20 protein-coding genes and 2 pseudogenes are annotated in these 22,599 nt (G+C 42.9%); 18 read left to right on the top strand and 4 right to left on the bottom strand.

The window, feature by feature from the left end; all coding sequences use genetic code 11:
- Positions 1-157: 157 nt before the first annotated feature.
- From prkA to WA325_RS16910, 12 genes and pseudogenes are all read left to right on the top strand, one after another.
- Positions 158-2,053, top strand: coding sequence for a serine/threonine protein kinase PrkA (gene prkA / locus WA325_RS16965; protein ID WP_336183974.1), 1,896 nt, complete (start codon positions 158-160; stop codon positions 2,051-2,053).
- Positions 2,054-2,231: 178 nt separating this feature from the next.
- The gene (yhbH, locus tag WA325_RS16960) at positions 2,232-3,410 is read left to right on the top strand and encodes a sporulation protein YhbH (RefSeq protein ID WP_059293179.1); all 1,179 of its coding nucleotides are present in this window, start codon (positions 2,232-2,234) and stop codon (positions 3,408-3,410) included.
- Between the two features lie 160 nt (positions 3,411-3,570).
- A complete protein-coding gene (locus tag WA325_RS16955; RefSeq protein ID WP_059293178.1) occupies positions 3,571-4,035 on the top strand; it encodes a MarR family transcriptional regulator in 465 nt (154 codons plus the stop codon).
- Between the two features lie 35 nt (positions 4,036-4,070).
- Positions 4,071-4,737: pseudogene (locus WA325_RS16950) on the top strand (HlyD family efflux transporter periplasmic adaptor subunit).
- Between the two features lie 39 nt (positions 4,738-4,776).
- Positions 4,777-6,381, top strand: a complete 1,605-nt coding sequence (locus WA325_RS16945; protein ID WP_095713765.1) for an MFS transporter — start codon at positions 4,777-4,779, stop codon at positions 6,379-6,381.
- A 22-nt stretch (positions 6,382-6,403) separates the two neighbouring features.
- Entirely contained in the window at positions 6,404-6,934 is a 531-nt protein-coding gene (locus WA325_RS16940) for an NAD(P)H-dependent oxidoreductase (RefSeq protein WP_227598357.1), read from the top strand.
- Positions 6,935-6,946: 12 nt separating this feature from the next.
- Positions 6,947-7,321 (top strand): hypothetical protein, encoded by a 375-nt coding sequence (locus WA325_RS16935; RefSeq protein WP_024120693.1) that lies wholly within the window; start codon positions 6,947-6,949, stop codon positions 7,319-7,321.
- Positions 7,322-7,490: 169 nt separating this feature from the next.
- Positions 7,491-8,270, top strand: a complete 780-nt coding sequence (locus WA325_RS16930; RefSeq protein WP_336183973.1) for a hypothetical protein — start codon at positions 7,491-7,493, stop codon at positions 8,268-8,270.
- A gap of 5 nt (positions 8,271-8,275) precedes the next feature.
- Positions 8,276-8,647, top strand: a complete 372-nt coding sequence (locus tag WA325_RS16925; RefSeq protein WP_069486289.1) for a GntR family transcriptional regulator — start codon at positions 8,276-8,278, stop codon at positions 8,645-8,647.
- Entirely contained in the window at positions 8,644-9,342 is a 699-nt protein-coding gene (locus tag WA325_RS16920) for an ABC transporter ATP-binding protein (protein WP_105955256.1), read from the top strand. Before WA325_RS16925 ends, WA325_RS16920 begins: the two co-directional genes overlap by 4 nt.
- Positions 9,343-9,358: 16 nt before the next feature.
- On the top strand, positions 9,359-10,276 hold the full coding sequence (locus tag WA325_RS16915; protein WP_105990467.1) for an ABC transporter ATP-binding protein: 918 nt from the start codon (positions 9,359-9,361) through the stop codon (positions 10,274-10,276).
- On the top strand, positions 10,269-11,210 hold the full coding sequence (locus tag WA325_RS16910) for an ABC transporter permease (protein WP_336183972.1): 942 nt from the start codon (positions 10,269-10,271) through the stop codon (positions 11,208-11,210). Before WA325_RS16915 ends, WA325_RS16910 begins: the two co-directional genes overlap by 8 nt.
- A gap of 91 nt (positions 11,211-11,301) precedes the next feature.
- Here the strand turns inward: WA325_RS16910 and cspB are convergent, their stop codons facing one another.
- Positions 11,302-11,505 carry a cold shock-like protein CspB gene (gene cspB, locus WA325_RS16905; protein WP_010333511.1) on the bottom strand — a complete coding sequence of 68 codons (204 nt, stop codon included), beginning with the start codon at positions 11,503-11,505 and terminating at the stop codon, positions 11,302-11,304.
- Positions 11,506-11,949: 444 nt separating this feature from the next.
- Between cspB and WA325_RS16900 the strand changes: the two genes are divergently transcribed.
- Entirely contained in the window at positions 11,950-12,780 is an 831-nt protein-coding gene (locus WA325_RS16900) for a MetQ/NlpA family ABC transporter substrate-binding protein (RefSeq protein ID WP_105955259.1), read from the top strand.
- Between the two features lie 2 nt (positions 12,781-12,782).
- On the opposite strand, the gene WA325_RS16895 is transcribed toward WA325_RS16900, so the two are convergent.
- On the bottom strand, positions 12,783-13,862 hold the full coding sequence (locus tag WA325_RS16895) for a GGDEF domain-containing protein (protein ID WP_322009584.1): 1,080 nt from the start codon (positions 13,860-13,862) through the stop codon (positions 12,783-12,785).
- A 172-nt stretch (positions 13,863-14,034) separates the two neighbouring features.
- On the opposite strand from WA325_RS16895, the gene WA325_RS16890 reads away from it, so the two are divergent.
- Positions 14,035-15,426 carry an L-cystine transporter gene (locus WA325_RS16890; protein WP_105990471.1) on the top strand — a complete coding sequence of 464 codons (1,392 nt, stop codon included), beginning with the start codon at positions 14,035-14,037 and terminating at the stop codon, positions 15,424-15,426.
- 44 nt (positions 15,427-15,470) lie between these two features.
- On the opposite strand, the gene WA325_RS16885 is transcribed toward WA325_RS16890, so the two are convergent.
- Positions 15,471-15,911 carry a hypothetical protein gene (locus WA325_RS16885; protein WP_336183971.1) on the bottom strand — a complete coding sequence of 147 codons (441 nt, stop codon included), beginning with the start codon at positions 15,909-15,911 and terminating at the stop codon, positions 15,471-15,473.
- 154 nt (positions 15,912-16,065) lie between these two features.
- Between WA325_RS16885 and WA325_RS16880 the strand changes: the two genes are divergently transcribed.
- Both WA325_RS16880 and WA325_RS16875 read left to right on the top strand, forming a co-directional pair.
- Positions 16,066-16,635 carry a YhcN/YlaJ family sporulation lipoprotein gene (locus tag WA325_RS16880; protein WP_105990473.1) on the top strand — a complete coding sequence of 190 codons (570 nt, stop codon included), beginning with the start codon at positions 16,066-16,068 and terminating at the stop codon, positions 16,633-16,635.
- Positions 16,636-16,756: 121 nt separating this feature from the next.
- Positions 16,757-17,723 (top strand): annotated as a pseudogene (locus WA325_RS16875) (hypothetical protein).
- Here WA325_RS16875 and WA325_RS16870 read toward each other — a convergent pair.
- Entirely contained in the window at positions 17,655-18,302 is a 648-nt protein-coding gene (locus tag WA325_RS16870) for a spore coat protein (protein WP_024120704.1), read from the bottom strand. The pseudogene WA325_RS16875 and the gene WA325_RS16870 sit on opposite strands and share 69 nt — an antisense overlap.
- A gap of 144 nt (positions 18,303-18,446) precedes the next feature.
- Between WA325_RS16870 and WA325_RS16865 the strand changes: the two genes are divergently transcribed.
- Positions 18,447-21,998, top strand: coding sequence for a 5'-nucleotidase C-terminal domain-containing protein (locus WA325_RS16865; protein ID WP_442895288.1), 3,552 nt, complete (start codon positions 18,447-18,449; stop codon positions 21,996-21,998).
- Positions 21,995-22,591, top strand: a complete 597-nt coding sequence (gene srtA / locus WA325_RS16860; RefSeq protein WP_105990475.1) for a sortase SrtA — start codon at positions 21,995-21,997, stop codon at positions 22,589-22,591. The genes WA325_RS16865 and srtA overlap by 4 nt, the downstream gene beginning before the upstream one ends.
- Positions 22,592-22,599: the final 8 nt, after the last annotated feature.

Genomic DNA, 22,599 nt, shown 5'->3' with positions numbered 1-22,599 from the left:
TTTTCTTTATTATGAACGCACGCAGTCTGCCTTGTCAACGCTGTATAAGGTATCTTTATTTTTAAGAAACCAAAGCATGTATCACGAGCTGACGGCATAGATTGTATCAAAGTACCTTTTTTTGCACAGCGCATCAAACATGATAGAGGAGGTCCTTATGGATATATTAAAGAAAATTGAAAAGTACAGAGAGGGAGAGCAGCGTCTGAAATGGGAAGGAACATTCGCTGATTATTTGGAGATTATTAAAGAAAATCCAATGGTCGCGCAATCTGCTCATTCTCGTGTTTTTAATATGATAAAAGACAGCGGGATAGAGGAGATTGACGGACGGAAGAAGTACAGCTTTTTTGACCGCGAGCTGTTCGGGCTTGAAGAATCCCTCGAGCGCCTTGTGGAAGAATATTTTCATCCGGCCGCGAAAAGGCTTGATGTCAGAAAGCGGATTTTGCTTTTAATGGGCCCTGTGAGCGGCGGTAAATCAACGCTGGTCACGATGCTTAAAAAAGGTCTTGAAGCGTACACACTGACGGATAATGGTGCTGTATACGCGATTAAAGGCTGCCCCATGCACGAGGACCCCCTTCATTTAATCCCCCATCATTTGCGGGAGGATTTTTACAGAGAATACGGCATTAGAATAGAAGGAAGTCTTTCACCATTAAATGTGATGAGGCTGGAGGAAGAGTACGGAGGGCGTATTGAAGATGTGAGGGTGGAGCGGATCTTCTTTTCTGAGGATAAGCGTACGGGAATCGGCACCTTCAGCCCGTCTGACCCGAAATCTCAGGATATTGCCGATTTGACGGGAAGTATTGATTTTTCAACCATTGCCGAGTACGGTTCTGAATCTGATCCGCGAGCCTACCGGTTTGACGGAGAGCTGAACAAGGCGAACCGAGGCATGATGGAGTTTCAGGAGATGCTGAAATGTGATGAGAAGTTTCTCTGGCATTTGCTCTCACTGACACAGGAAGGGAATTTTAAAGCCGGGCGATTTGCGTTAATTTCTGCTGATGAGCTGATCGTAGCTCACACGAATGAAACGGAGTATCGCTCATTTATTTCTAATAAGAAAAACGAAGCCCTGCACTCCAGAATTATTGTGATGCCTGTTCCTTATAACTTAAAAGTGTCTGAGGAAGAAAGAATTTATGAAAAAATGATCGCAGAAAGTGATGTATCGGATGTTCATATTGCTCCTCACACCCTTAAGGTCGCCGCGATGTTTTCAATCCTTACGAGATTAAAAGAGCCGAAGCGGTCTGATATTGATCTGGTGAAGAAAATGAGACTGTATGACGGAGAAAGTGTGGAAGGCTTTAATTCAGTTGACGTTGAGGACATGAAGAAAGAATATAATGATGAGGGGATGAGCGGAATTGACCCGCGCTACGTGATCAACCGCATTTCTTCAACCATTATCAGAAAAAATATGGAGTCGATCAATTCCCTTGATGTTCTCCGTTCTTTAAAAGAAGGACTTGATCAGCATCCGTCTATTTCAAACGAGGATCGGGAGCGGTACTTGAATTTTATTTCCGCAGCCCGTAAGGAATATGATGATATTGCGAAGAAGGAAGTCCAAAAAGCGTTTGTGTATTCATATGAAGAATCAGCCAAAACGCTCATGGATAATTATCTCGACAACGTAGAGGCTTATTGCAATAAAAATAAGCTGCGTGATCCTTTGACAGGGGAAGAAATGAATCCGGACGAAAAGCTGATGAGATCGATCGAAGAACAGATCGGCATTTCCGAAAACGCGAAAAAAGCGTTCCGCGAAGAAATCTTAATCCGCATCTCCGCTTATGCGAGAAAAGGAAAGCGGTTTGACTACAATTCCCACGAAAGACTGCGTGAAGCCATTCAGAAAAAATTGTTTGCTGATTTGAAGGATGTCGTTAAAATTACGACCTCAACGAAAACGCCTGATGAGCAGCAGCTGAAGAAAGTAAATGAAGTCGTAGCCCGTTTAATTGATGAGCACGGCTACAACTCGACGAGTGCCAATGAGCTGCTGAAATACGTCGGCAGCCTGCTGAACCGATAAGCAAGTGACCCGTCCGAACAGGGCGGGTTGTTTTGTACCATTTTCTAAATAGTTTGTCAATTAACTGTACTTATGCGCATATGATGAATATAAATCTTTTCGAAAGACTTGTTTCATAATCTGGCACAAGCCGGAATAGGTATGTATCACGACCACAAATGGTTAAGGAGGGGAATTCATGTCCCAAAATGACAGCGGCCATTTTTTAATTTCTGAGGAAAACTGGTCCCTCCATCGCAAAGGCTTCGATGACCAGCAGCGCCACCAGAAAAAAGTACAGGAAGCCATAAAAAACAATCTCCCGGATCTCGTAACCGAGGAAAGCATTATTATGTCTAACGGCAAGGATGTAGTGAAAATTCCAATCCGCTCACTGGATGAGTATAAAATCCGCTATAACTACGATAAAAATAAACATGTAGGGCAAGGGGACGGCGACAGTCAGGTTGGAGATGTGGTAGCCCGGGACGGATCAGACAAAAAGCAGGGGCCGGGTAAAGGCCAGGGAGCCGGAGATCAGGCAGGCGAAGATTATTATGAAGCAGAAGTTTCACTAATGGATTTAGAAGAAGCGCTCTTCAAAGAATTAGAGCTTCCGAATCTTCAGCAAAAAGAAAGAGATAATATCATCCACACGGATATTGAGTTTAACGATATCCGTAAAACAGGGTTAACCGGTAATATTGATAAGAAAAGAACAATGATGTCGGCTTTTAAACGCAACGCGATGACAGGGAAGCCGTCTTTCTATCCGATTTATCCGGAGGACTTAAAATATAAAACATGGAATGATGTCACGAAGCCTGAGTCAAAAGCTGTCGTATTAGCAATGATGGATACGAGCGGCAGTATGGGCGTGTGGGAAAAGTACATGGCGAGAAGCTTCTTTTTCTGGATGACCCGCTTTTTACGGACGAAATATGAAACAGTTGAAATTGAATTTATTGCCCATCATACAGAAGCAAAAGTTGTGTCTGAGGAAGATTTCTTTTCAAAGGGAGAAAGCGGCGGAACAATCTGTTCTTCCGTATATCGAAAGTCGCTTGAGCTGATCGATGAAAAATACAGCCCCGACCGTTATAATATTTACCCTTTTCATTTCTCCGACGGCGACAATCTCACATCTGATAATGCCCGGTGCGTGAAATTGGTGAATGATATTATGAAGAAAGCAAATTTATTCTGTTATGGCGAGGTCAATCAATACAATAGACACTCGACGTTAATGTCGGCTTATAAAAATGTGAAAGACGAGAAATTCAAATACTATATTTTAAAGCAGAAGTCAGACGTTTTTCAGGCGCTGAAGAACTTTTTTAGAAATGAAGAAACTGGCATCAGCCATCAATTATCCTAGTGAAGAGCCCATTTCCGGGCTTTTTTTTATTTAAAAAAAAGTAAGAAAGCGATTACGAAAAAAATAAGAAGAAAAAAGGAATTTTTCCTTTGACAAATCTTCTTTCATTTATTAATATTTTATCTTGTGAACTATTATTGAGGAATGAGGTGAAAAGGAGTTGACTGAATCAGAACGTGCTTTGCTCACTTTTGAACAGCTCTTCGATACGTCTCGGTCTATCTATAAAAAACAGAAGAAGATATTGGAGATTGTGCTTGAGCCTTTTGATATTACAGTCCTTCAATATTTACTGATGTTTAAAATTCATCAAAGCGGAAGCACGCCGCTCAGCAAGCTGGCCATGTCTCTTGATCTTAAGCCTGCTTCTGTGACCCGGATGACCGATATCCTATATAACCGGCAATTGATGAATCGATATGACAGTCCGGATGACCGCCGTATCGTCATGATTCAGTTAACCGAAGAGGGGGAAAAACTTTTACAGAAAGCCGCTGTGCAATACGCAAATTTGGGCGCGAGCCTGTATCAGAAGCTTGACACGTCTCAGCTTCAATATTTGCGTAAGCTTGCCGGGAGTTTATCAAAGCTCGCTGAAGGCTGTGCAGAAAAAAGCGGTAATTGAAAACTTCCCACATATTTTCACCAGCTTTCCACAAAATGATAGAGGAAGAAACGAAAGGAGAAAAACAAAATGAACAGAGGACGTTTAATTCTGACCAACATTATCGGTTTGATTGTTGTTCTTGCAATTATAGGCGGAGGTGCTTACTACTATTATCAAAGCACAAACTACGTAAAAACGGATGAAGCAAAAGTAGCCGGCGATATGGCAGCTATCTCAGCTCCAGCAGCAGGTAAAGTATCCGACTGGGATCTTGAAGAAGGAAAAACAGTGAAAAAAGGCGACACAGTTGCAAAAATCAAAGGTGAACAAACTGTTGATGTGAAATCCATCATGGATGGAACAATTGTGAAAAACGAAGTGAAAAACGGACAAACCGTTCAAGCTGGTACTACAATTGCGCAAACGATTGACATGGACAACCTGTACATCACAGCAAATATTAAAGAAACAGATATTGCGGATGTTGAAGTAGGAAATAGTGTAGACGTAGTAGTTGACGGAGATCCTAATACAACTTTTGACGGTACTGTAGAAGAAATTGGCTATGCGACTAACTCAACTTTTGATATGCTTCCATCTACAAATTCAAGCGGAAACTACACAAAAGTAACGCAAAAAGTTCCTGTTAAAATTTCAATCAAAAACCCATCTGATAAGGTGCTTCCAGGTATGAATGCATCTGTTAAGATTTCTGAGTAAAACAGATCAGTCATCAAACCATGAAAGGAGGTTGTCTAGATGGCTACAGGCAAAGAAAAAAATACAAAAAGCCCTATGACATTGCTGATTGTGCTAATGGCGGGTTTGTTTTTGGCAATACTAAACCAAACATTGCTTAACGTCGCAATGCCGCACTTAATGACTGAATTTGGCGTAAGTGCAACGACGATTCAGTGGCTGACAACAGGTTACATGCTTGTTAACGGCGTATTGATTCCGTTATCTGCCTTCCTGATTACACGTTTTGGCCAACGGAGTCTCTTTCTCGTCGCCATGTTCTGTTTTACGCTCGGTACGTTAGTCTGCGGTATCGCACCTAACTTCTCTGTAATGCTGATCGGCCGTTTGATCCAGGCCGTGGGCGGAGGTATCTTGCAGCCGCTCGTTATGACAACCATTCTGTTAATCTTCCCGCCTGAAAGCAGGGGGAAAGGAATGGGGATTTTCGGACTTGCGATGATGTTTGCTCCAGCGGTCGGCCCGACTCTTTCTGGGTGGATTATTGAGCATTACACATGGCGCATCATGTTTTACGGACTTGTGCCGATCGGTGCAATTGTTATCATCGTGGCTTTCTTCATCTTTAAGAATTTGGTGGAGCCGCAAAAAATCAAACTCGACACACTTGGAGCGATCCTCTCAATTGTCGGTTTCGCATCCTTATTATACGGAGTCAGTGAAGCGGGTTCTGACGGCTGGACCGACCCGATTGTACTGTCTACAGTTATAATCGGCGTCATTGCAATTATTGCTTTTGTTGTTCAGCAATTGCGCCATGATGATCCGATGCTTGATTTCAGAGTGTTTAAATACGACATTTTCTCACTCTCAAGTGTTATTAATATCATTATTACAGTGGCACTTTACACTGGTATGTTCCTGTTACCGATCTATCTGCAAAACCTGGTCGGATTTACGGCGCTTCAATCGGGTCTGCTTCTGCTTCCGGGTGCGATCGTGATGCTGATCATGTCACCGATCTCAGGTATTTTGTTTGATAAATTCGGCCCGAGACCGCTTGCGATTATCGGTCTGGTCGTGACAGTGGTGACAACATTCCAATATACGCAATTGACCATCGATACACCGTATACACACATTATGCTTGTATACTCAATTCGCGCATTCGGTATGTCACTCTTAATGATGCCTGTCATGACAGCCGGGATGAACCAGCTTCCTGCCCGTCTGAACAGTCACGGAACGGCGATGAGCAACACGCTCCGCCAAATCAGCGGATCAATTGGAACAAGCTTAATTACGACGATTTATACAAACCGCACGACATTCCATTATTCACAAATTGCAGATAAAACAAGCACGGCGGACCCGAACTTCCTCCATGCGTTCCAAAATGCAGTTTCGAATATAATGGTGAATATGAATGTGCCTTATGAAACAGCGAAAACGTATGTTTACTCACATATTTATAAACACGCGACACTCGATTCAAACGTCATGGGGATTAATGACGCCTTTATGTGGGCGACATTATTCTGTGTGGCAGGTGTGATTCTCAGTCTTTTCCTGCGTGATGTCAGAAAAGATAAATTGCGTGCGGAGAAAAAGAAAAAAGAGGAGCTTTCATTGCTTCCGGCTCCAAAAGAAGTTAAGGAATCTTAAACTGTACAGGGAGGTTTCCTGAATGAAAATTTATGTAGTGTATGACAGTGAAGGCGAACATACAAAGGTATTGGCAGAAGCGATTGCTGAAGGCGCTCGGGAAAACGACGCGGCTGAAGTATTCATCGACCACGTAGATCAGGCGGATATCCGCAAGCTTAAAGACATGGACGCGATTGTTTGGGGATGCCCCGGGCATTTCGGAACAATCAGTGCAGGTCTGAAAACTTGGATCGACAGACTCGGCTACTTATGGGCTGAAGGCGAGCTGATTAACAAAGTCGGCGCAGTATTCTGCACAACGGCAACAACACACGGCGGCTTGGAAATGACAATGCACAACTTAATCACGCCAATGTTCCACCAAGGGATGATTGTTGTCGGTCTGCCTGGCAATGTGCCTGAAAACGCGCTGTACGGTTCTTACTACGGAGCGGGTGTCACTTGCCCGGTAGACAGTGATGAGTTAATGTCTGAGGAAGGTATCCAGCTGGGCCGCGCATTAGGAAGACGCGTCAGCCAAGTCACAGGAAACTTAACAGCCGGACAGTAAGGAGAGGTTAAAATGGCCATTATTATAGCAATTATTGCTGCTGTCATTGTGATTGCGGGCCTTATCACGTATAACGTCCGCAACGCCTCTGCTGGACTCGAGAAGCGAGAAACAGCTGAAAAAATCGCCCCTCCAGAAGAGGAAGAAAACGAAGCACAATACCCTGCTGAAGCACGGGCTGCTGAGCATGTCCCAGCCGTTGTAAAAACTGACTCTGAAAAAGAGAAAAGTGACTCAATTGGGGATGACTTCTACAGGCAGGCGCTTCAAAAGTTTAAGCATTCTGAGGAAGATCAGAAAGACAAAGAGGTCACTGAAAAAAGTGACAAAATGCAGGACAGCAGTTATCGTGATGCGCTGCTCTCCATGAAAAATAAAAAGAAATAATATCAAAGGCAAATCCGTTTACTCATGGCGGGTTTGCTTTTTTTATGCTGTTTAAATGCATAAAACTTGGTTTTTTATAAAATAAATCCATGGAATATGTTGTATTTCATAAAGTTCTAGTGTACTATTTGAGTCATACACTTCATGAGTGTTTTTAGGAGGAAAAACAATGAAACCGTTTTGGGGTTTAGTAAAAAAGGATCTGAGACTGTCAAAAATGCGGTTTTTTGCATGTCTCGGTGCAGTCATACTTTTAGCTGCCGGAAGCTTTTTATTGGAACGATTGACTGAAGCACCTTTAGCTGCTTTTGGATGCTGGGTAATGCTTGCCATTTTTCAAGTGTTTTTAGCTCCTTTGCTGATCTACAATAGCCTTCGTGTAGAGGGGAAAAACCAGCTATGGCTATATAATCCAAACGGCGCAGCCGCGCTTTTACTCTCGAAGCTGACTGCCGGTCTTGTCTATCAATTTATTTTTCAGTTTTTGATTTCAGTTTATGGAGTCTTTCTTTATCAGTACCTTGACTCAAAAGCGCTCATTGCTGATCAAGTTCCGCTTGCGGGCACTATACTGATCTTTAATCTTTATGGGCTGGTATTTACTGCTTATCTTTCCTGTGCGGTGATCCTGCTGTGGAATGTGTTTCATTCTTTAAAATCGAGTTCTTCCTTCATCAGGCGGTTTCGCTGGTTCATTTGTATGTTACTGGGGATAGGGTGGTTTTATGTAGAGGACCATTTGATCATGCCTTGGCTGACACCGCTGGATAAACTGTATTATTTCACAACGTATGGAGATGTCGGTTTTACATACAAGGGATCCTTAGGGTGGAGCGTGGAATTAAACATCTTCCATCTTCCATATCCGTCTATTATTGTCATGCTGGTTTTGGCAGCTGTATTTCTTTTTCTGGCTTCCAGGCTCCTGCAGCGAAAAGTTGAGGTGTAGAGAACATGAGACAAGACTTTCAATCCTCTAAACCGATTTATTTGCAAATTGCTGATCAAATCTTTTATAGGCTGGTCAGACAGGAGCTTGTTCCCGGAGACAAGCTGCCGTCTGTCAGAGAAATGGCAATTCAAACAAAAGTAAATCCGAATACGATTCAAAGAACCTACAGTGAAATGGAAAGGCTGGGAATTGTGGAGACAAGAAGAGGGCAAGGGACGTTTATCGCTGAAAAAGCTGAAATCGTGGATGAACTGAAAGAGAGGCTTACCCGTGAAGTGTTTGAAAGCTTTATTCATCAAATGGCAGAGCTGGGATTAACAAAAGAAGAAATGCTGGCAGGCATTAAAAAATACACGGAAGGAGGACAGGAATGAATATTGTATTTGACAATGTGTCTAAGAGATACGGCGGCCACACGGCGCTAAACAATATATCCTTCACTTTATATCCGGGAAAAATTTACGGATTTTTGGGCTCGAATGGCAGCGGGAAATCGACAACCTTGAAATTAATCGCCGGATTGATGTTTCCTACTTCAGGTTCAGTGCAAGCGGGTGAACAGCCTGTAACAAGAGACATGATCAAGCAGACGGCTTATCTAACAGAGCTAGACATGTTTTATCCCGGATTTACGGTGAAGGATATGCTCGATTTTTACGAATCACAGTTCCCTGACTTTCAGAAGGAAAAAGCCTATCAGCTGCTTGAGGAAATGCAGCTGAAGCCTGAAAAAAAGATAAAACAGCTTTCTAAGGGGAATCGAGGCCGTCTTAAAATCGTGCTGGCACTATCAAGAAAAGCTTCCGTCATTCTGCTGGATGAGCCTTTTTCCGGTCTTGATCCAATGGTCAGGGATTCAATCGTAAACAGCCTCGTTTCTTATATTGATTTTGAGCAGCAGATCGTTGTCATTGCGACACACGAAATTGATGAAATTGAAATCCTGCTTGACGAGGTCATCGTGCTCGCCGACGGAGAAAAAATGGCACAGCGTGATGTGGAAGAGATTCGCGAGCAGGAAGGTATGTCCGTGCTGCAATGGTTTAAAACGAATATGGAAGTTTACTAGAAAGAGGAGGAATTTGATGAAAACAGTATTGGAATTAAAAAATGTGACAAAAAACATCAGAGGCCGGACGATCATTGATCATCTGAGCTTTACGATTCGCGAAGGCGAAGTATTTGGATTTCTGGGACCGAACGGAGCAGGGAAAACGACGACAATCAGAATGATGGTCGGTTTAATGAAGCTGTCACAAGGTGACGTGCTCATTTGCGGCCAATCAATCACGAAAGATTATGCCAAGGCAATCAAACATATCGGGGCTATTGTAGAAAACCCAGAGCTGTATAAATTCTTAAGCGGATATAAAAATCTCCAGCAATACGCAAGGATGGTAAAGGGTGTCACGAAGGAAAAAATTGATGAAGTGGTAGAACTGGTAGGCCTCAAAGAAAGAATCCATGATAAAGTGAAAACCTACTCTCTGGGGATGAGACAGCGTCTCGGCTTGGCACAATGTCTTCTGCACGATCCGAAAGTGCTGATTTTGGATGAACCGACAAACGGCCTTGATCCGGCGGGAATCAGAGAAATCAGGGACCATTTAAAGAAGCTGACTCGAGAAAGAGGAATGTCTGTCATCGTATCAAGCCATCTGCTGTCAGAAATGGAACTGATGTGTGACCGAATTGCGATTATCCAAAAAGGAAAGCTTATCGATATTCAGAATGTAAGAGATGAAATAACTGATGAAAAGGATACGTATTTCTTCCAAGTGGAGCAGCCGAAGGAAGCTGCTGCGATTCTAAAAGAATATGATTCGGTAATCAAGACAAACGGTTTGGAAATCAAACTGGCTAAAGAGGACGCCCCTGCAGTCATTGAATTGCTGGTCATGCAGCAAATCCGCATTTATGAAGTCAAAGTGATTACAAAATCATTAGAGGACCGTTTCTTAGAAATCACAGGCGAAGCAAAAGAGGAGGTTCAGCATGCTTAATTTGATTTATAATGAGTGGATCAAAATTTTCAGCCGTGTCGGAACATGGGTGATGATCGGAATTCTTGCGCTGACAATGATCGGGTGGGCATTTTTAACAAACCACTTTTCAACCGATGAAGCAAATCCGAAGTGGAAAGAAACGCTTCAAGCACAAAATGCTGATTTGAAGAAGGCAATGAAAGAAGATCCTTCCCTGAAAGGACAATATGAAGAAACGACCACAATCAATAACTATCGCATTGAACATAATATCCCGAGTGACACTGGATATACCGTTTGGTCTTATGTAACGGATTCTGCCGGTTTTACAATCCTTACTGGGCTGTTCACGATTATAATCGCAGCTGGCATCGTCGCAAACGAATTTAACTGGGGTACGGTTAAGCTGTTAATGATCCGGCCGCTCAGCCGTTTTCAAATTCTGCTTTCTAAATATATTACCGTTCTTTTATTTGGTCTCTTATTGCTGTTTATTTTATTTATAGGTTCAACTTTGCTGGGACTGGTCTTTTTCGGAACAGGCGGGGACACTGCCGCGAATGTTCATTTAATCTATAAGGACGGTCATGTATTGGAACAAAACATGCTGGGATATTTGGCTAAAACGTATCTCTCAGAATCTGTTGCGGCTTTAATGCTGGCTACGATGGCATTTATGCTGTCCGCAGTATTTAGAAACAGCTCTCTTGCTGTAGGGTTTTCTATCTTTTTATTGGTAACGGGCACGACAGCCACTGCATTTATAGCGATGAAGTTCGATTGGGCGAAGTATATTTTATTTGCCAACGTTGATCTGATGCAGTATGTAGAGGGAACACCGATAGTGGAAGGGATGACAATGACTTTCTCTATTGTGATGCTGGCGATTTACTTTGTCGTCTTCCTGTTGCTAGCTTTCGGAATCTTTATGAAACGGGATATTGCGAACTAATGAAAAAAGCTGTTTTGCATAAGCAAAACAGCTTTTTCTTTAAAATAAAAACTGCAGGCTTGCACCTGCAGTTTTTATTATCAATTTATGCTTACGCTTCTTTAGTAACGTTAGCAGCTTGTGGTCCACGGTTTCCTTCAACGATTTCGAAAGAAACTGATTGGCCTTCTTCTAAAGTTTTGAAGCCTTCGCCTTGAATAGCAGAGAAATGAACGAATACATCGTCTTGACCTTCTACTTCGATGAATCCGAAACCTTTTTCAGAGTTGAACCATTTTACTTTACCTTCTAACATGAAATTTCCTCCTAAAGCGATCATAACGCTTAAATTCACTATTCTTGCTCTAAAACAAACTTCCAAGACGAAAACTCTTACAAAACTTTCTTCTTAAAGATAGTTCGAACAAAAATAATTACCTTTACTCTACCAGTAATTTTGAGAAAAAACAACTGTTAAACGAAACTTTTTTCGGAAAATAACATATTATTTTTCATTTTGATATTTATTTGCCGAAATGTATCTGTTTTTTCGATACGTGATCATATGTTTGCAGGACTTTTTACTTTAATATCTCTTTACGGAAAGGTAGGGTAATAGTAATTGACAACCCTTTCTGATATGAGTAAGGTAAAGTTAACCAATGTTACAAATGACAACGTTTATCAACGAAGAGCGTCTGATTTTTATGTCTGATATTGCTTGCATGCTCTAATAAATAGATAGGAGTATGGTGTCACAATGAAAAAGTGGCTTGTATGCAGTTTAGTTCTTATTTTTTTTATTTCATTTACTGCATGCTCACCGTCAGCAGAACATGAAACGATAAAAATTGGAATTGCTGAGTCGGACGAAGCGATATGGAACTATATCGTAAAAAAGGCTGAAGCGGAAGGGCTTGATATTCAGCTGATTCCATTCTCTGATTATGCAGAATCAGATATTGCGCTGGCTAACAAAGAGATTGATGCCAATGCTATTCAATCCATTTCATATTTTCAGTCGTTTTCAAAGAAATACAAACATAAACTGGCACCGCTCGGCACGACATACATAGCGCCTATGGGCATTTATTCAAAACGATATCAGCGAATCAAAGATATTCCGCGCGGTGCAGTTGTTGCTGTCCCGGATGAAGCGCTCGATTTTGGGCGAGCCCTTACGCTGCTGCAGGAAGCGGGTTTGCTTACTTTGAAGAACGGATTTAACGGAACCGGTTCAATTGATGTGATAAAAGATAATCCGAAACACTTGAAATTGAAAACCGTACGCCAACAGGATGTATTGAGCGGAGCCGACGTGTTTGTGATGAAAACAGCCGCCGCAAAAAAAGCGGGATTGAACCCGCAGAAGCATACATTAAAGGGCGGCAGGCAAACCGGGAAGGAAGATATGAATGTAATTGTTGTCAGAGCTGAGGACAGAGATCGCGAAACACTGCAAACCATCCTTGAACTCTATCAATCAGATGATACAGCGGCATTTATAGAGAAGGAGTATCAAGGGATGCTTGTTCCCGCTTTTTTGCCTTTACATCGTCTTTCAGATTGGAAGAATGAATTCAAAACATGAATTCATTCTTTTTTTTCGGAAAACCATACTTTGTTTCGGCCGCTTTCTTTCGCTTTATACAGCATTTGATCAGCAAGAACCGGCAAGGTTTCCGGCTTATCTGTGTTTCGGGGGTAATGGGCTACTCCCAGTGAGGCCGTAACGGCAAGCTTTTCCCCGTTTGTTAATACAACCGGTGTATGACTAATCGAGTGCCTGATCCGTTCAGCGATTTGGAATGCTTTCTCGGGCGTGCAATTTGGCAAGAGGACGGCAAATTCCTCGCCGCCGATCCGTGCGGCAGGATCAGTGTTGCGGATATTTTGTTTTAGTCGGGATCCCAGCTCTTTTAGAACCTGATCCCCCTCATGATGGCCGTATTGGTCGTTAATGGTTTTAAAGTGATCGATATCCATATAAATAAGCGAAAATTGTAAAGATGGAGTGTGTGCAGCCTGTTGATACAGGTCTTGTGTGATTTCTTCAAACTTTCTGCGGTTATAAATACCTGTCAAAAAGTCAAAGTGCGCCTGGAACTTATACTGTTTAAATAAAAGATGTGCATTTGTTTCATGCTCGATAATATATAGGCTGAGCATGCCGCCGATAATTGAAATCAGCCAAAAGTAAAAGTGAAGCTTAAGTGAATAGATATCAACAAATACATAGAAGAAAAAGGAGATGAAACCATTTGAAATGATTAAAAGTAACAGAACGTGTTTCAGCTGAACTTTTTCTCTCCTTGATGCAATAAGTGATAGCACGGCAGCAATGCAAATTGTAATGATGGAATACAGCGCTGATTCATTCAAGCTGATCAGCATGCGGCCTGCTGCGATTATCATCAGGGCTGCCGCCGTAGACACCCAGCCTCCATAAAGAGCGGCGATCATAATAGGGATATTTCGAAAATCTATGATTGAATGGTGATACGTCAAACCAAAATTCATAAGAATAACCCCGAGGAGACCGCAGGCAGTTCCTTTTATTAACTGAAAGGACAGGCGGTCTTTTTTATGTATTAACCTTTCTTTAAACAGGTGGGTGAATAGATAATTAAATGTGATTAAAATGGTCAAATTTACGAACAGTTCTTTCAGCAATATTATCACCCTTATATAAGTTACTAAAGAAAGGGGGGAATGAAAAGAACAAAAACGGTATTCATTGGGTTTTTTTATCCAAATATTGATGCTGAAATAATTCTTACTTGAACTATCGGAATTTGTGTAATATAGTATATAAGAAAAATTTTGAAGGGAGAGTTTGCCTCAATTGGAGACTTTGCTAGTCATTTTGCACGTATTTATTCTACTTTTACTTATTATTGGGCTATTTGCCATGCAGAAGAAACATGTTTCTTTTTCAAAACGTGTGTTTACTGCCCTGGGGCTGGGGATCGTTTTTGGATTTGCGCTTCAGCTGATATACGGTCCGACTTCAAACATTGTGGTTCAAACAGCCGACTGGTTTAATATTGCCGGAGGCGGATATGTCAAATTGCTTCAGATGATTGTCATGCCGCTTGTTTTTATTTCCATTCTAGGCGCTTTTACAAAGATGAAGCTGACAAAAAATCTCGGGAAAATCAGCGGTTTGATTATCGGGATTTTGGTTGCGACTACAGCGGTAGCCGCGGCGGTTGGTATTGCGTCCGCCCTTTCCTTTGATCTTCAGGCGATTCAGGTTGACCAAGGAAATACAGAGCTTTCTCGGGGACAGGAGCTTGAACAGAAATCAGAGGAGATGACAGCGAAAACACTGCCGCAGCAAATGATTGAGCTGCTTCCTGGAAATCCGTTTTTGGATTTTACAGGGGCTAGACCGACATCAACTATCGGAGTCGTTATTTTTGCCGCTTTTCTGGGCATTGCATTTCTGGGTGTGAGACGGAAACAGCCGGAACAGGCTGAAACGTTCAAAAAATTGATTGATGCTGTTTACGCCATTGTCATGCGTGTTGTTACTCTCATCTTGAGACTGACGCCTTACGGTGTGCTGGCCATTATGACAAAAACGATTGCGACAAGTGATATTGACAGCATTTTGAAACTGGGTATGTTTGTCATTGCTTCATATGCCGCGTTAATTGTAATGTTTATCATCCACTTGCTTCTCCTGACGATCAGCGGATTAAATCCGGTTGTTTATTTGAAAAAAGCGCTGCCTGTACTCGTGTTTGCATTTACTTCACGATCAAGCGCAGGCGCTTTGCCGCTGAATATTAAAACACAAAGAAGCTTGGGTGTCCCGGAAGGAATTGCGAATTTCTCCGGCTCGTTCGGGCTATCTATCGGCCAAAATGGCTGTGCCGGGATTTATCCGGCTATGCTGGCGATGATGATTGCCCCGACAATCGGTCAAAATCCGTTTGATCCGGCGTTTATTATCTCAGTGATCGCGGTTGTTGCCATCAGTTCGTTTGGTGTTGCCGGAGTTGGCGGCGGGGCTACATTCGCAGCGCTGCTCGTTTTATCAGCGTTAAATATGCCTGTTGCGCTCGCCGGTTTATTAATCTCTATCGAACCGTTGATTGACATGGGACGTACTGCGCTGAATGTCAGCGGAAGTATGACATCAGGGCTGATTACCAGCAAAGTTACGAAGGAAATAGATTCTGGTGTATTCCAAGATCGATCCAATGTGATCGAAGCGGAAGAAGCCTAGTCATATTAAAACGTGTAATCCCGCGGGGGATTACACGTTTTTTTTTAACGGCCGGGTTCTAAGTCTTCCAGCATTCCCATTACAGTGTTGTCATCCATTACATTCATTGCGCTTTGTTCGAAATGGATTGGCTCTGCATATTGCTGCTGTCTATTTATAGCTGTTGTTGTGTCCGTTTGGCGATTTTGCTTAGACTGAGACTGATGCTGTTGAGGGTGGCTTTGCTGCTGGCCTGCATGCTGATGCTGACGGCCATTTTGCTGACGATTTTGAGATTGATCTTGATTATTTCCGCCAAACGCCTGTTTCATCATATCTCCCACATTAGAAAGATCAAACGACTTATTTTGAGAATTCCGGTTGCTCATTTGACCTGTAATAAACCCGCTGATTTTTTGCCGGATCTGCGGTGATAAAGCAGCAACAAGCACAGTTGAACCGATAACTAAGGCTGTCGGACTGATTCCTTTTCGCTGATTGAACAACGTGATCCCTCCTTTATAAGTGTATTGATATTTTCCCCTCTGATTAGACAAATTAACCGTTTTATTTCCCGGGAAAGCATTTCCGTTATTTTTTCATGCATATTTAGAGCCAATTAGAAAAACCTATAAGTAAAGTGATAAAGGAGGAATTCACATGCTTGGAAAAAAACAAGTCCTTGCGTCCATGCTTCTTATCCCTTTGCTTATGACTGGCTGCAGTATGGCCAATCAGGGTGAGGGCAGACGTGATAATGCAGAGCCTGAAAATGTTAACTACCGCAATCCGGCAAATGATAACGGCACAAGAAATATTAACAATGCAAATGATAGCCGTGACAACGTTGACAATAATATGACGAATAATGGTAATAACAATAACGGTAATGATAACCGTAAGTTGGAAGTTGCTGATGATGCAGCCGATAAAATTACCGATATGAAAGAAGTTAAACACGCGAATGTGATTGTTGCCGGAAATCAAGCTTATGTTGCAGTTGTATTAACAAATGGGGAAAAAGAAGTTGGAAAAGATCTGAAAAAGAAAATTTCCGATAAAGTAAGAGACACTGATAAGAACATGGACAATGTTTATGTTTCTGCTAATCCAGACTTTGTTGATCGAATGCAGGGGTATGGCGAACGGATTCAAAATGGCGATCCGATTGCAGGATTCTTTGATGAATTCAGTCAAACAGTACAACGTGTCTTTCCGCAAGCTGAATAACATGTAAAAAGCCGCATAACTTGTGCGGCTTTTTTCTTTGCAGAAATGACACGCTGTGAACTAAGGCTGCATAGAGTAAAAATAAAAGGTACAAGACGGACCGGCTCAGGGAGGGAGACGTTTGCAGGGTGGCATAGGAAAGCGTGCGGCATCCGCTCTATTCCTGTGCGGAGTCCTTGTGATGCTGGCCGTAAGCTCGGCCATCGTATCAAGCACGATGTATATTCTGTCTTTGCCAGGGCAGACATCTGGGATAACGAAAGAACAAGTGACGAAGCACATGAAGAAAGAGTCATTTAAACAGGCCGATGTTTATTACACTTCTAAGGAAAAATCCTTACTGCCATTAACGAAAGAAACGCTTGAATATGCGGTGAGTATTAATCAGGTCATGCTTGACTATTCGAATCATAAGCCTATTGATATTATTTTTTTTCCTAATGAAAAACAGATGGAGGCTTATTCCGGTTTATTGGATGTTGTCGGCTTTTATTCTGAGCGGGAGCAGCTGATCGGATTATTGCCTGAAGAGAAAAAGCAGCTTTTAGAAGGTGATGATGTAGCGGTTTATCTGTATCAGAGATTATTGATTCATGAGTACACACACCATGCGTTTCATCAGAAATTACGGGAACTCGAAGCAGATCCTGATGAGTTTCCCTTATGGTTCCATGAAGGATTAAGCGAGTGGATCGCGAACTATGAATTGCTCATAGATCCGATCACGTTTACTGTCGTGCCGTTTGACCGTTTGCAGACAGATCAGAACTGGCAGGAAGCTCGATCGGAATATGAAACCGATGTTTATTTGCAAAGCTTTTATATGATCAATGAGCTGACGGAAACATACGGGAAAGACATTATTTTGGAGATTATAAAGGAAACAGCGAAAAAAGGGGATTTTAAAAAAGGGTTTAAAGCGGCGACTCAGGATAGTCTTGATCAATTTGAAGAAGATTTTACCAGAAGGTTTGAAGAAAATGCGGCATTGGATAGTTTCTATCCAATGCCTTTTCTATTTAATGAAGTCCCTGCTGGCCCATACCGCCTTGAGTCGGAGGCATTTGTCCTTGTGCAGGGGCAAATGAATTTCTCAGTTGTTCCATATCCTGCGCGTCAAGCTGCGGAACTTGGTAATAACCATGTTTGTTTTGGTAAAGGAAAATCTCAAAAGCCATTTCGACATACTGCTGAATTTGCGCAGACAGTACACGTCTTACGGCGGGATTTGTCATTTCTAGAGAAGCCATCGTGAGCATAGATGCCTGTGCCTTAACAGCGCAAAGCATTTGGCGGCTGATGATGCTATCATCAATGTCATTCATAGACTGAACAGGTTTCTTAGGCTGTGCCGGCTGCATACCGTAAACAGTCTGGTTGTCTTCTTTCATCATATAAGTTGCCGTTTTTTGTGAAGGCTCGCTTCCTGTTTTGAAGCACTCTGCCGTTAAGTTATATTGAGATGTAATGAATTGATATTGACGGTCAAGGATGTTTAATAATTCCTGATCCTTACAGAATTGTCTCAGCATCATAAACTGATCAAGCACAGTAAGCGTTCCGGAAAGCACCTCGTGCATATCAAACATTTCATGTCCGCCGTGATTTTGATGCGGTTTGCCTGGTATCCCTTTATTCTGTGATTGCTGCTGAAATTGCTGATCCAAACCGAATTCCTCCTTTTTTTTCAGATCAGCTGTATTTTGTGCTTGTCTGCCGTGTTTTATGCAGCGCCTGACAGGATTTATATGCTGATTGTCGAAGTGATTAGCAAATAAACGAATGATGCAAGATGTAAGGGAGGAAAACTGATGAGGCGTTTTTTGCATGTTGTTTTGATCATACTTTTCATTTTCTTGAATGTCATGTCCGCTTATGAAGCTGTAAGAGCTGCTGAGCCAGAACCAATATCGGTTGAAAAAGCGATACAGCAAAAAGAGGGCCAAGCTCTTGTCGAAGGATATACAATCGGCCAAGCTGTTTCACCCCAGCATTACAATCTGACAAGCCCTTTTTCAAATGATTATAACGTTGCTATAGCGGACAGAAAAAACGAGACATCACCCGATCACATTCTTCCCGTGCAAATCCCCTCCGCATTTAGAAGCCAATTCGGACTGCAAACGAACCCGCTGCTTCTTGGGAAAAAGATAGCTGTTCAAGGCGAGCTTGAACATTATTTTAATACGACAGGTCTTAAGAAGGTTCAGTCAATGGTTTTAAAGGATGACGCTGAATCTCCGCCGGCAGCACAGCCTATTACAATACAGGAAGCGCGCGGCCGAATGAATGAACATGTCACGATTAAAGGCGTTGTTACTGCCGATCAGAGCGCAATCGGAGGCGGAAAGCTGTCGACCTTTATGCAGGATGACACAGGCGGCATCAACATTTATTCGGCAGCGCCAGAGAATTTCCCTGAGTTAAAAGAAGGAATGGACATTACGGTGACAGGGAAAATAACGACTTACCAAGGGCTTACTGAAATAGTTCCGGATACATCAGGCATCCGTATTACCCAATCAAATCAGCCTCTCCCTGTCCCTGAATTTTCAATGAGCAATGAACTGGTCAATGGCAGCTTGGGTGATCAGTATGAAGGGCGTCTTGTGACAGTTAAAGCTTATATTTCTTCCATTCCAAATTCTCAAGCAGGCGGCGGTTACAATGTTACGATGATTGATAATGATCACCATGCAATGACACTGCGTGTTATGAGTGAGACAGGTATCATTGATGAACTGACTGAGGATAAATGGTATGAAATCACTGGCGTGTTGAGCAGATATCAATCCTTTCAGCTTCTTCCGCGAAAATCAGCAGACATGAAGCTGCTTCAAGAGCAGCCTGCTCCGCCGTCTTCAGAAGGCGAATATGAAACTGTGGTTGATCGCGTTGTAGACGGTGATACCATTCATGTCAAAAAACCGATACTTGGCACGGCAAAAATCCGTTTTGTAAATGTAGACACGCCAGAAACATACCACACACCAAAAAATGAAGCGGATGAAAATCAGTTAAGATTTGGAAAGAAAGCCTCTGACTATTTAAAAACTGTTTTGTCTCCAGGAGATCAAATAACGGTAAAAGTCGGCAGCGAAGCCAAGGACAGCTATGGCAGACTTCTTGGACAGGTTGTGACTGAGACAGGGGCAAATGTAAATTTAGAACTCGTGAAAAATGGCTATGCTCCAACATATTTTATTTGGCCTGTTGAAAATGAAGAGGATTATCAGGAATTTCAGGCCGCAGCCGCCAATGCAAAAAAAGAGCAAAAAGGCATTTGGAGTGAAGCGGATCCTCTTATGGAAATGCCGTTTGAATTTAGAGCCAGAGAGCAGGGGAAAGGGCTGACAAGGTATGTGGGAGACTCATCAAACAAGACCTATGTTACGCCAGCAGACTGGAAGCAGGTGGCTGTGGAAAACAGGATCTTCTTTGCTTCAGCAGCTGAAGCAGAGAGTGCCGGTTACAAGAAAAAGCAAACCTCTCTCCAAGAAAATATACCGCTTAGGATTTTAAGCATGAACGATTTACATGGGAAAATCGATCAGCAATACGAGCTTGATCTTGATGGAGACGGCACTCCAGATGGCACATTCGGACGCATGGACTATGCTGCTGCCTATTTGAAAGAAAAAAAGGCGGAAAAGAAAACCACGCTCACTGTGCACGCCGGGGATATGATCGGGGGCAGTTCGCCCGTATCATCTCTTCTTCAAGATGAACCAACTGTGGAACTGATGGAGGATATCGGATTTGATGTCGGAACTGTGGGCAATCACGAGTTCGATGAAGGTACGGATGAACTCATGAGAATGTTAAAAGGGGGAGATCACCCGAAAGGCACTAGCGGCTATGACGGACAAAACTTTCCCCTTGTGTGCGCCAATTGTAAAATGAAGTCTACCGGAGAACCCTTTTTGCCGGCTTATGACGTTATAAACGTAGAGGGCATACCTGTTGCTTTTATTGGGGTTGTCACACAGTCGGCGGCCGGAATGGTCATGCCTGACGGAATAAAGGATATTGAGTTTACCGATGAAGTACAAGCGGTAAATGACGCTGCCGAAGAGCTGAAGAAAAAAGGCATCAGGGCCATTGCAGTGCTCGCACATATGTCTGCCGAACAAAACGGCACCACAATTACAGGCGAATCCGCTGACCTTGCAAACAAATCAGATTCTGAGATAGACATCATTTTTGCAGCGCATAACCATAAGGTCGTCAATGGTGAAGTGAACGGCAAGCTGATCGTTCAGGCGTTTGAATACGGAAAAGCGATAGGTGTCGTTGATCTGGAAATCAATAAACAGACAAAAGACATCGTCAAAAAATCGGCTGATATCGAATACGTCGATCAAAGCAAGAAAAAACCTGATGCCAGCGCCTCAGCTATTTTAAGGAAGTATCAGGCCCTTGCTGAACCGATTATCAGCGAAGTAGTCGGTGAGGCGGCTGTTGATATGGAAGGCGGTTATTCTAATGATGGCGACACACCACTTGGGAATTTGATTGCTGATGGCATGAGAGCGGCGATGAAAACGGATTTTGCGCTAATGAATGGCGGCGGGATACGGGAAGGACTGAAGAAAGGCCCAATTACATGGGGAGACCTTTATAACATTCAGCCGTTTGGAAATGTGCTGACGAAGCTTGAGATTAAAGGAAAAGATTTGCGGGAGATCATCAATGCGCAAATCTCACCGGTTTTCGGCCCTGACTACAGCATAAGCGGGTTTACGTATACGTGGGATAAAGAAACAGGCCAAGCGGTTGATATAAAGATGGTAGACGGAACCGAAATCCAGCCGGATGCCACATACACATTAACCGTTAATAATTTTATGGCGACGGCGACAGGAGCCAAGTACCAGCCAATCGGATTGTTTGGGAAACATCCGGTTACAGGGCCTGAGGATTTAGAAGCGACTGTAGAGTATGTAAAAAGCTTTGATAAGCCGATTTCATATACAAAAGAAGGCAGAATTAAACTGGCTGAAGACAGTCAGGCTGAAGACCCGGCAGACAGTCCGGGAATAGACGATCCGGGCAAGGCAAATCCGGCACCTGGGGAAGAACAGCCTGATCTAAGAGAGACCCCGGGCACAGCTCCGGTCAATCAGCTGCCGCCTGCAGTCATTTCGACCTTTGAAGAATTAACAGAGACCAAACAGCCTGTCACTGCCGCCGGCCGTATAAACACACTGCCTTTGCATAAAGAAAGTGAGGAAAGCGGTTCTGATCATAAGCTTCCGGATACGTCAGCAGGATACTACAACTTTATTGTGATCGGCGCAGCGGTCTCACTGTCCGGAACGTATTTATATATCAGAAGGAAAAGGAGTGCCGCTACGACGTGAAAAAATATATTCCTCTTGTGATCATTGTGATCGGTCTTGTGATCACAGGCTACGGGGGCTTCAAACTGATTGATACCAGCATGAAAACAGAGCAGACATTAAAAGAAGCAAAAAAGGCAGCTGAACAGCCGCAGGCCATTGCAGGCACGAAGGAAAACGATAATCAAGCCAAGAAAAAATCATCGTTTAAGCCGAAGACCGGCCAAGCAAGCGGCATACTGGAAATACCGAAAATCAATGCGGAGCTTCCGATCGTGGAAGGGACCGATGCGGATGATTTAGAAAAGGGTGTGGGGCATTACAAGGACAGCTATTATCCAGATGAAAACGGGCAAATTGTACTGTCAGGACATCGGGACACCGTGTTTCGCCGGACAGGAGAGCTTGAAAAAGGTGACCGGCTCAACATCATCCTTTCATATGGTGATTTCACATATGAAATTGAAAAAACAAAAATCGTGGATAAGGATGATACCTCCATTATTACGCTGCAGCACGAAAAGGAAGAGCTCATTCTGACCACCTGCTATCCTTTTTCATACGTCGGGAATGCCCCGAAACGTTATATTATTTACGGAAAACGTATTTCATAAAAAAAGCC

This window comes from Bacillus sp. 205(2023) (assembly GCF_037027485.1).
GTDB classification, from domain to species: domain Bacteria; phylum Bacillota; class Bacilli; order Bacillales; family Bacillaceae; genus Bacillus; species Bacillus halotolerans.
This window is presented reverse-complemented; position numbering and strand designations above follow the sequence as displayed.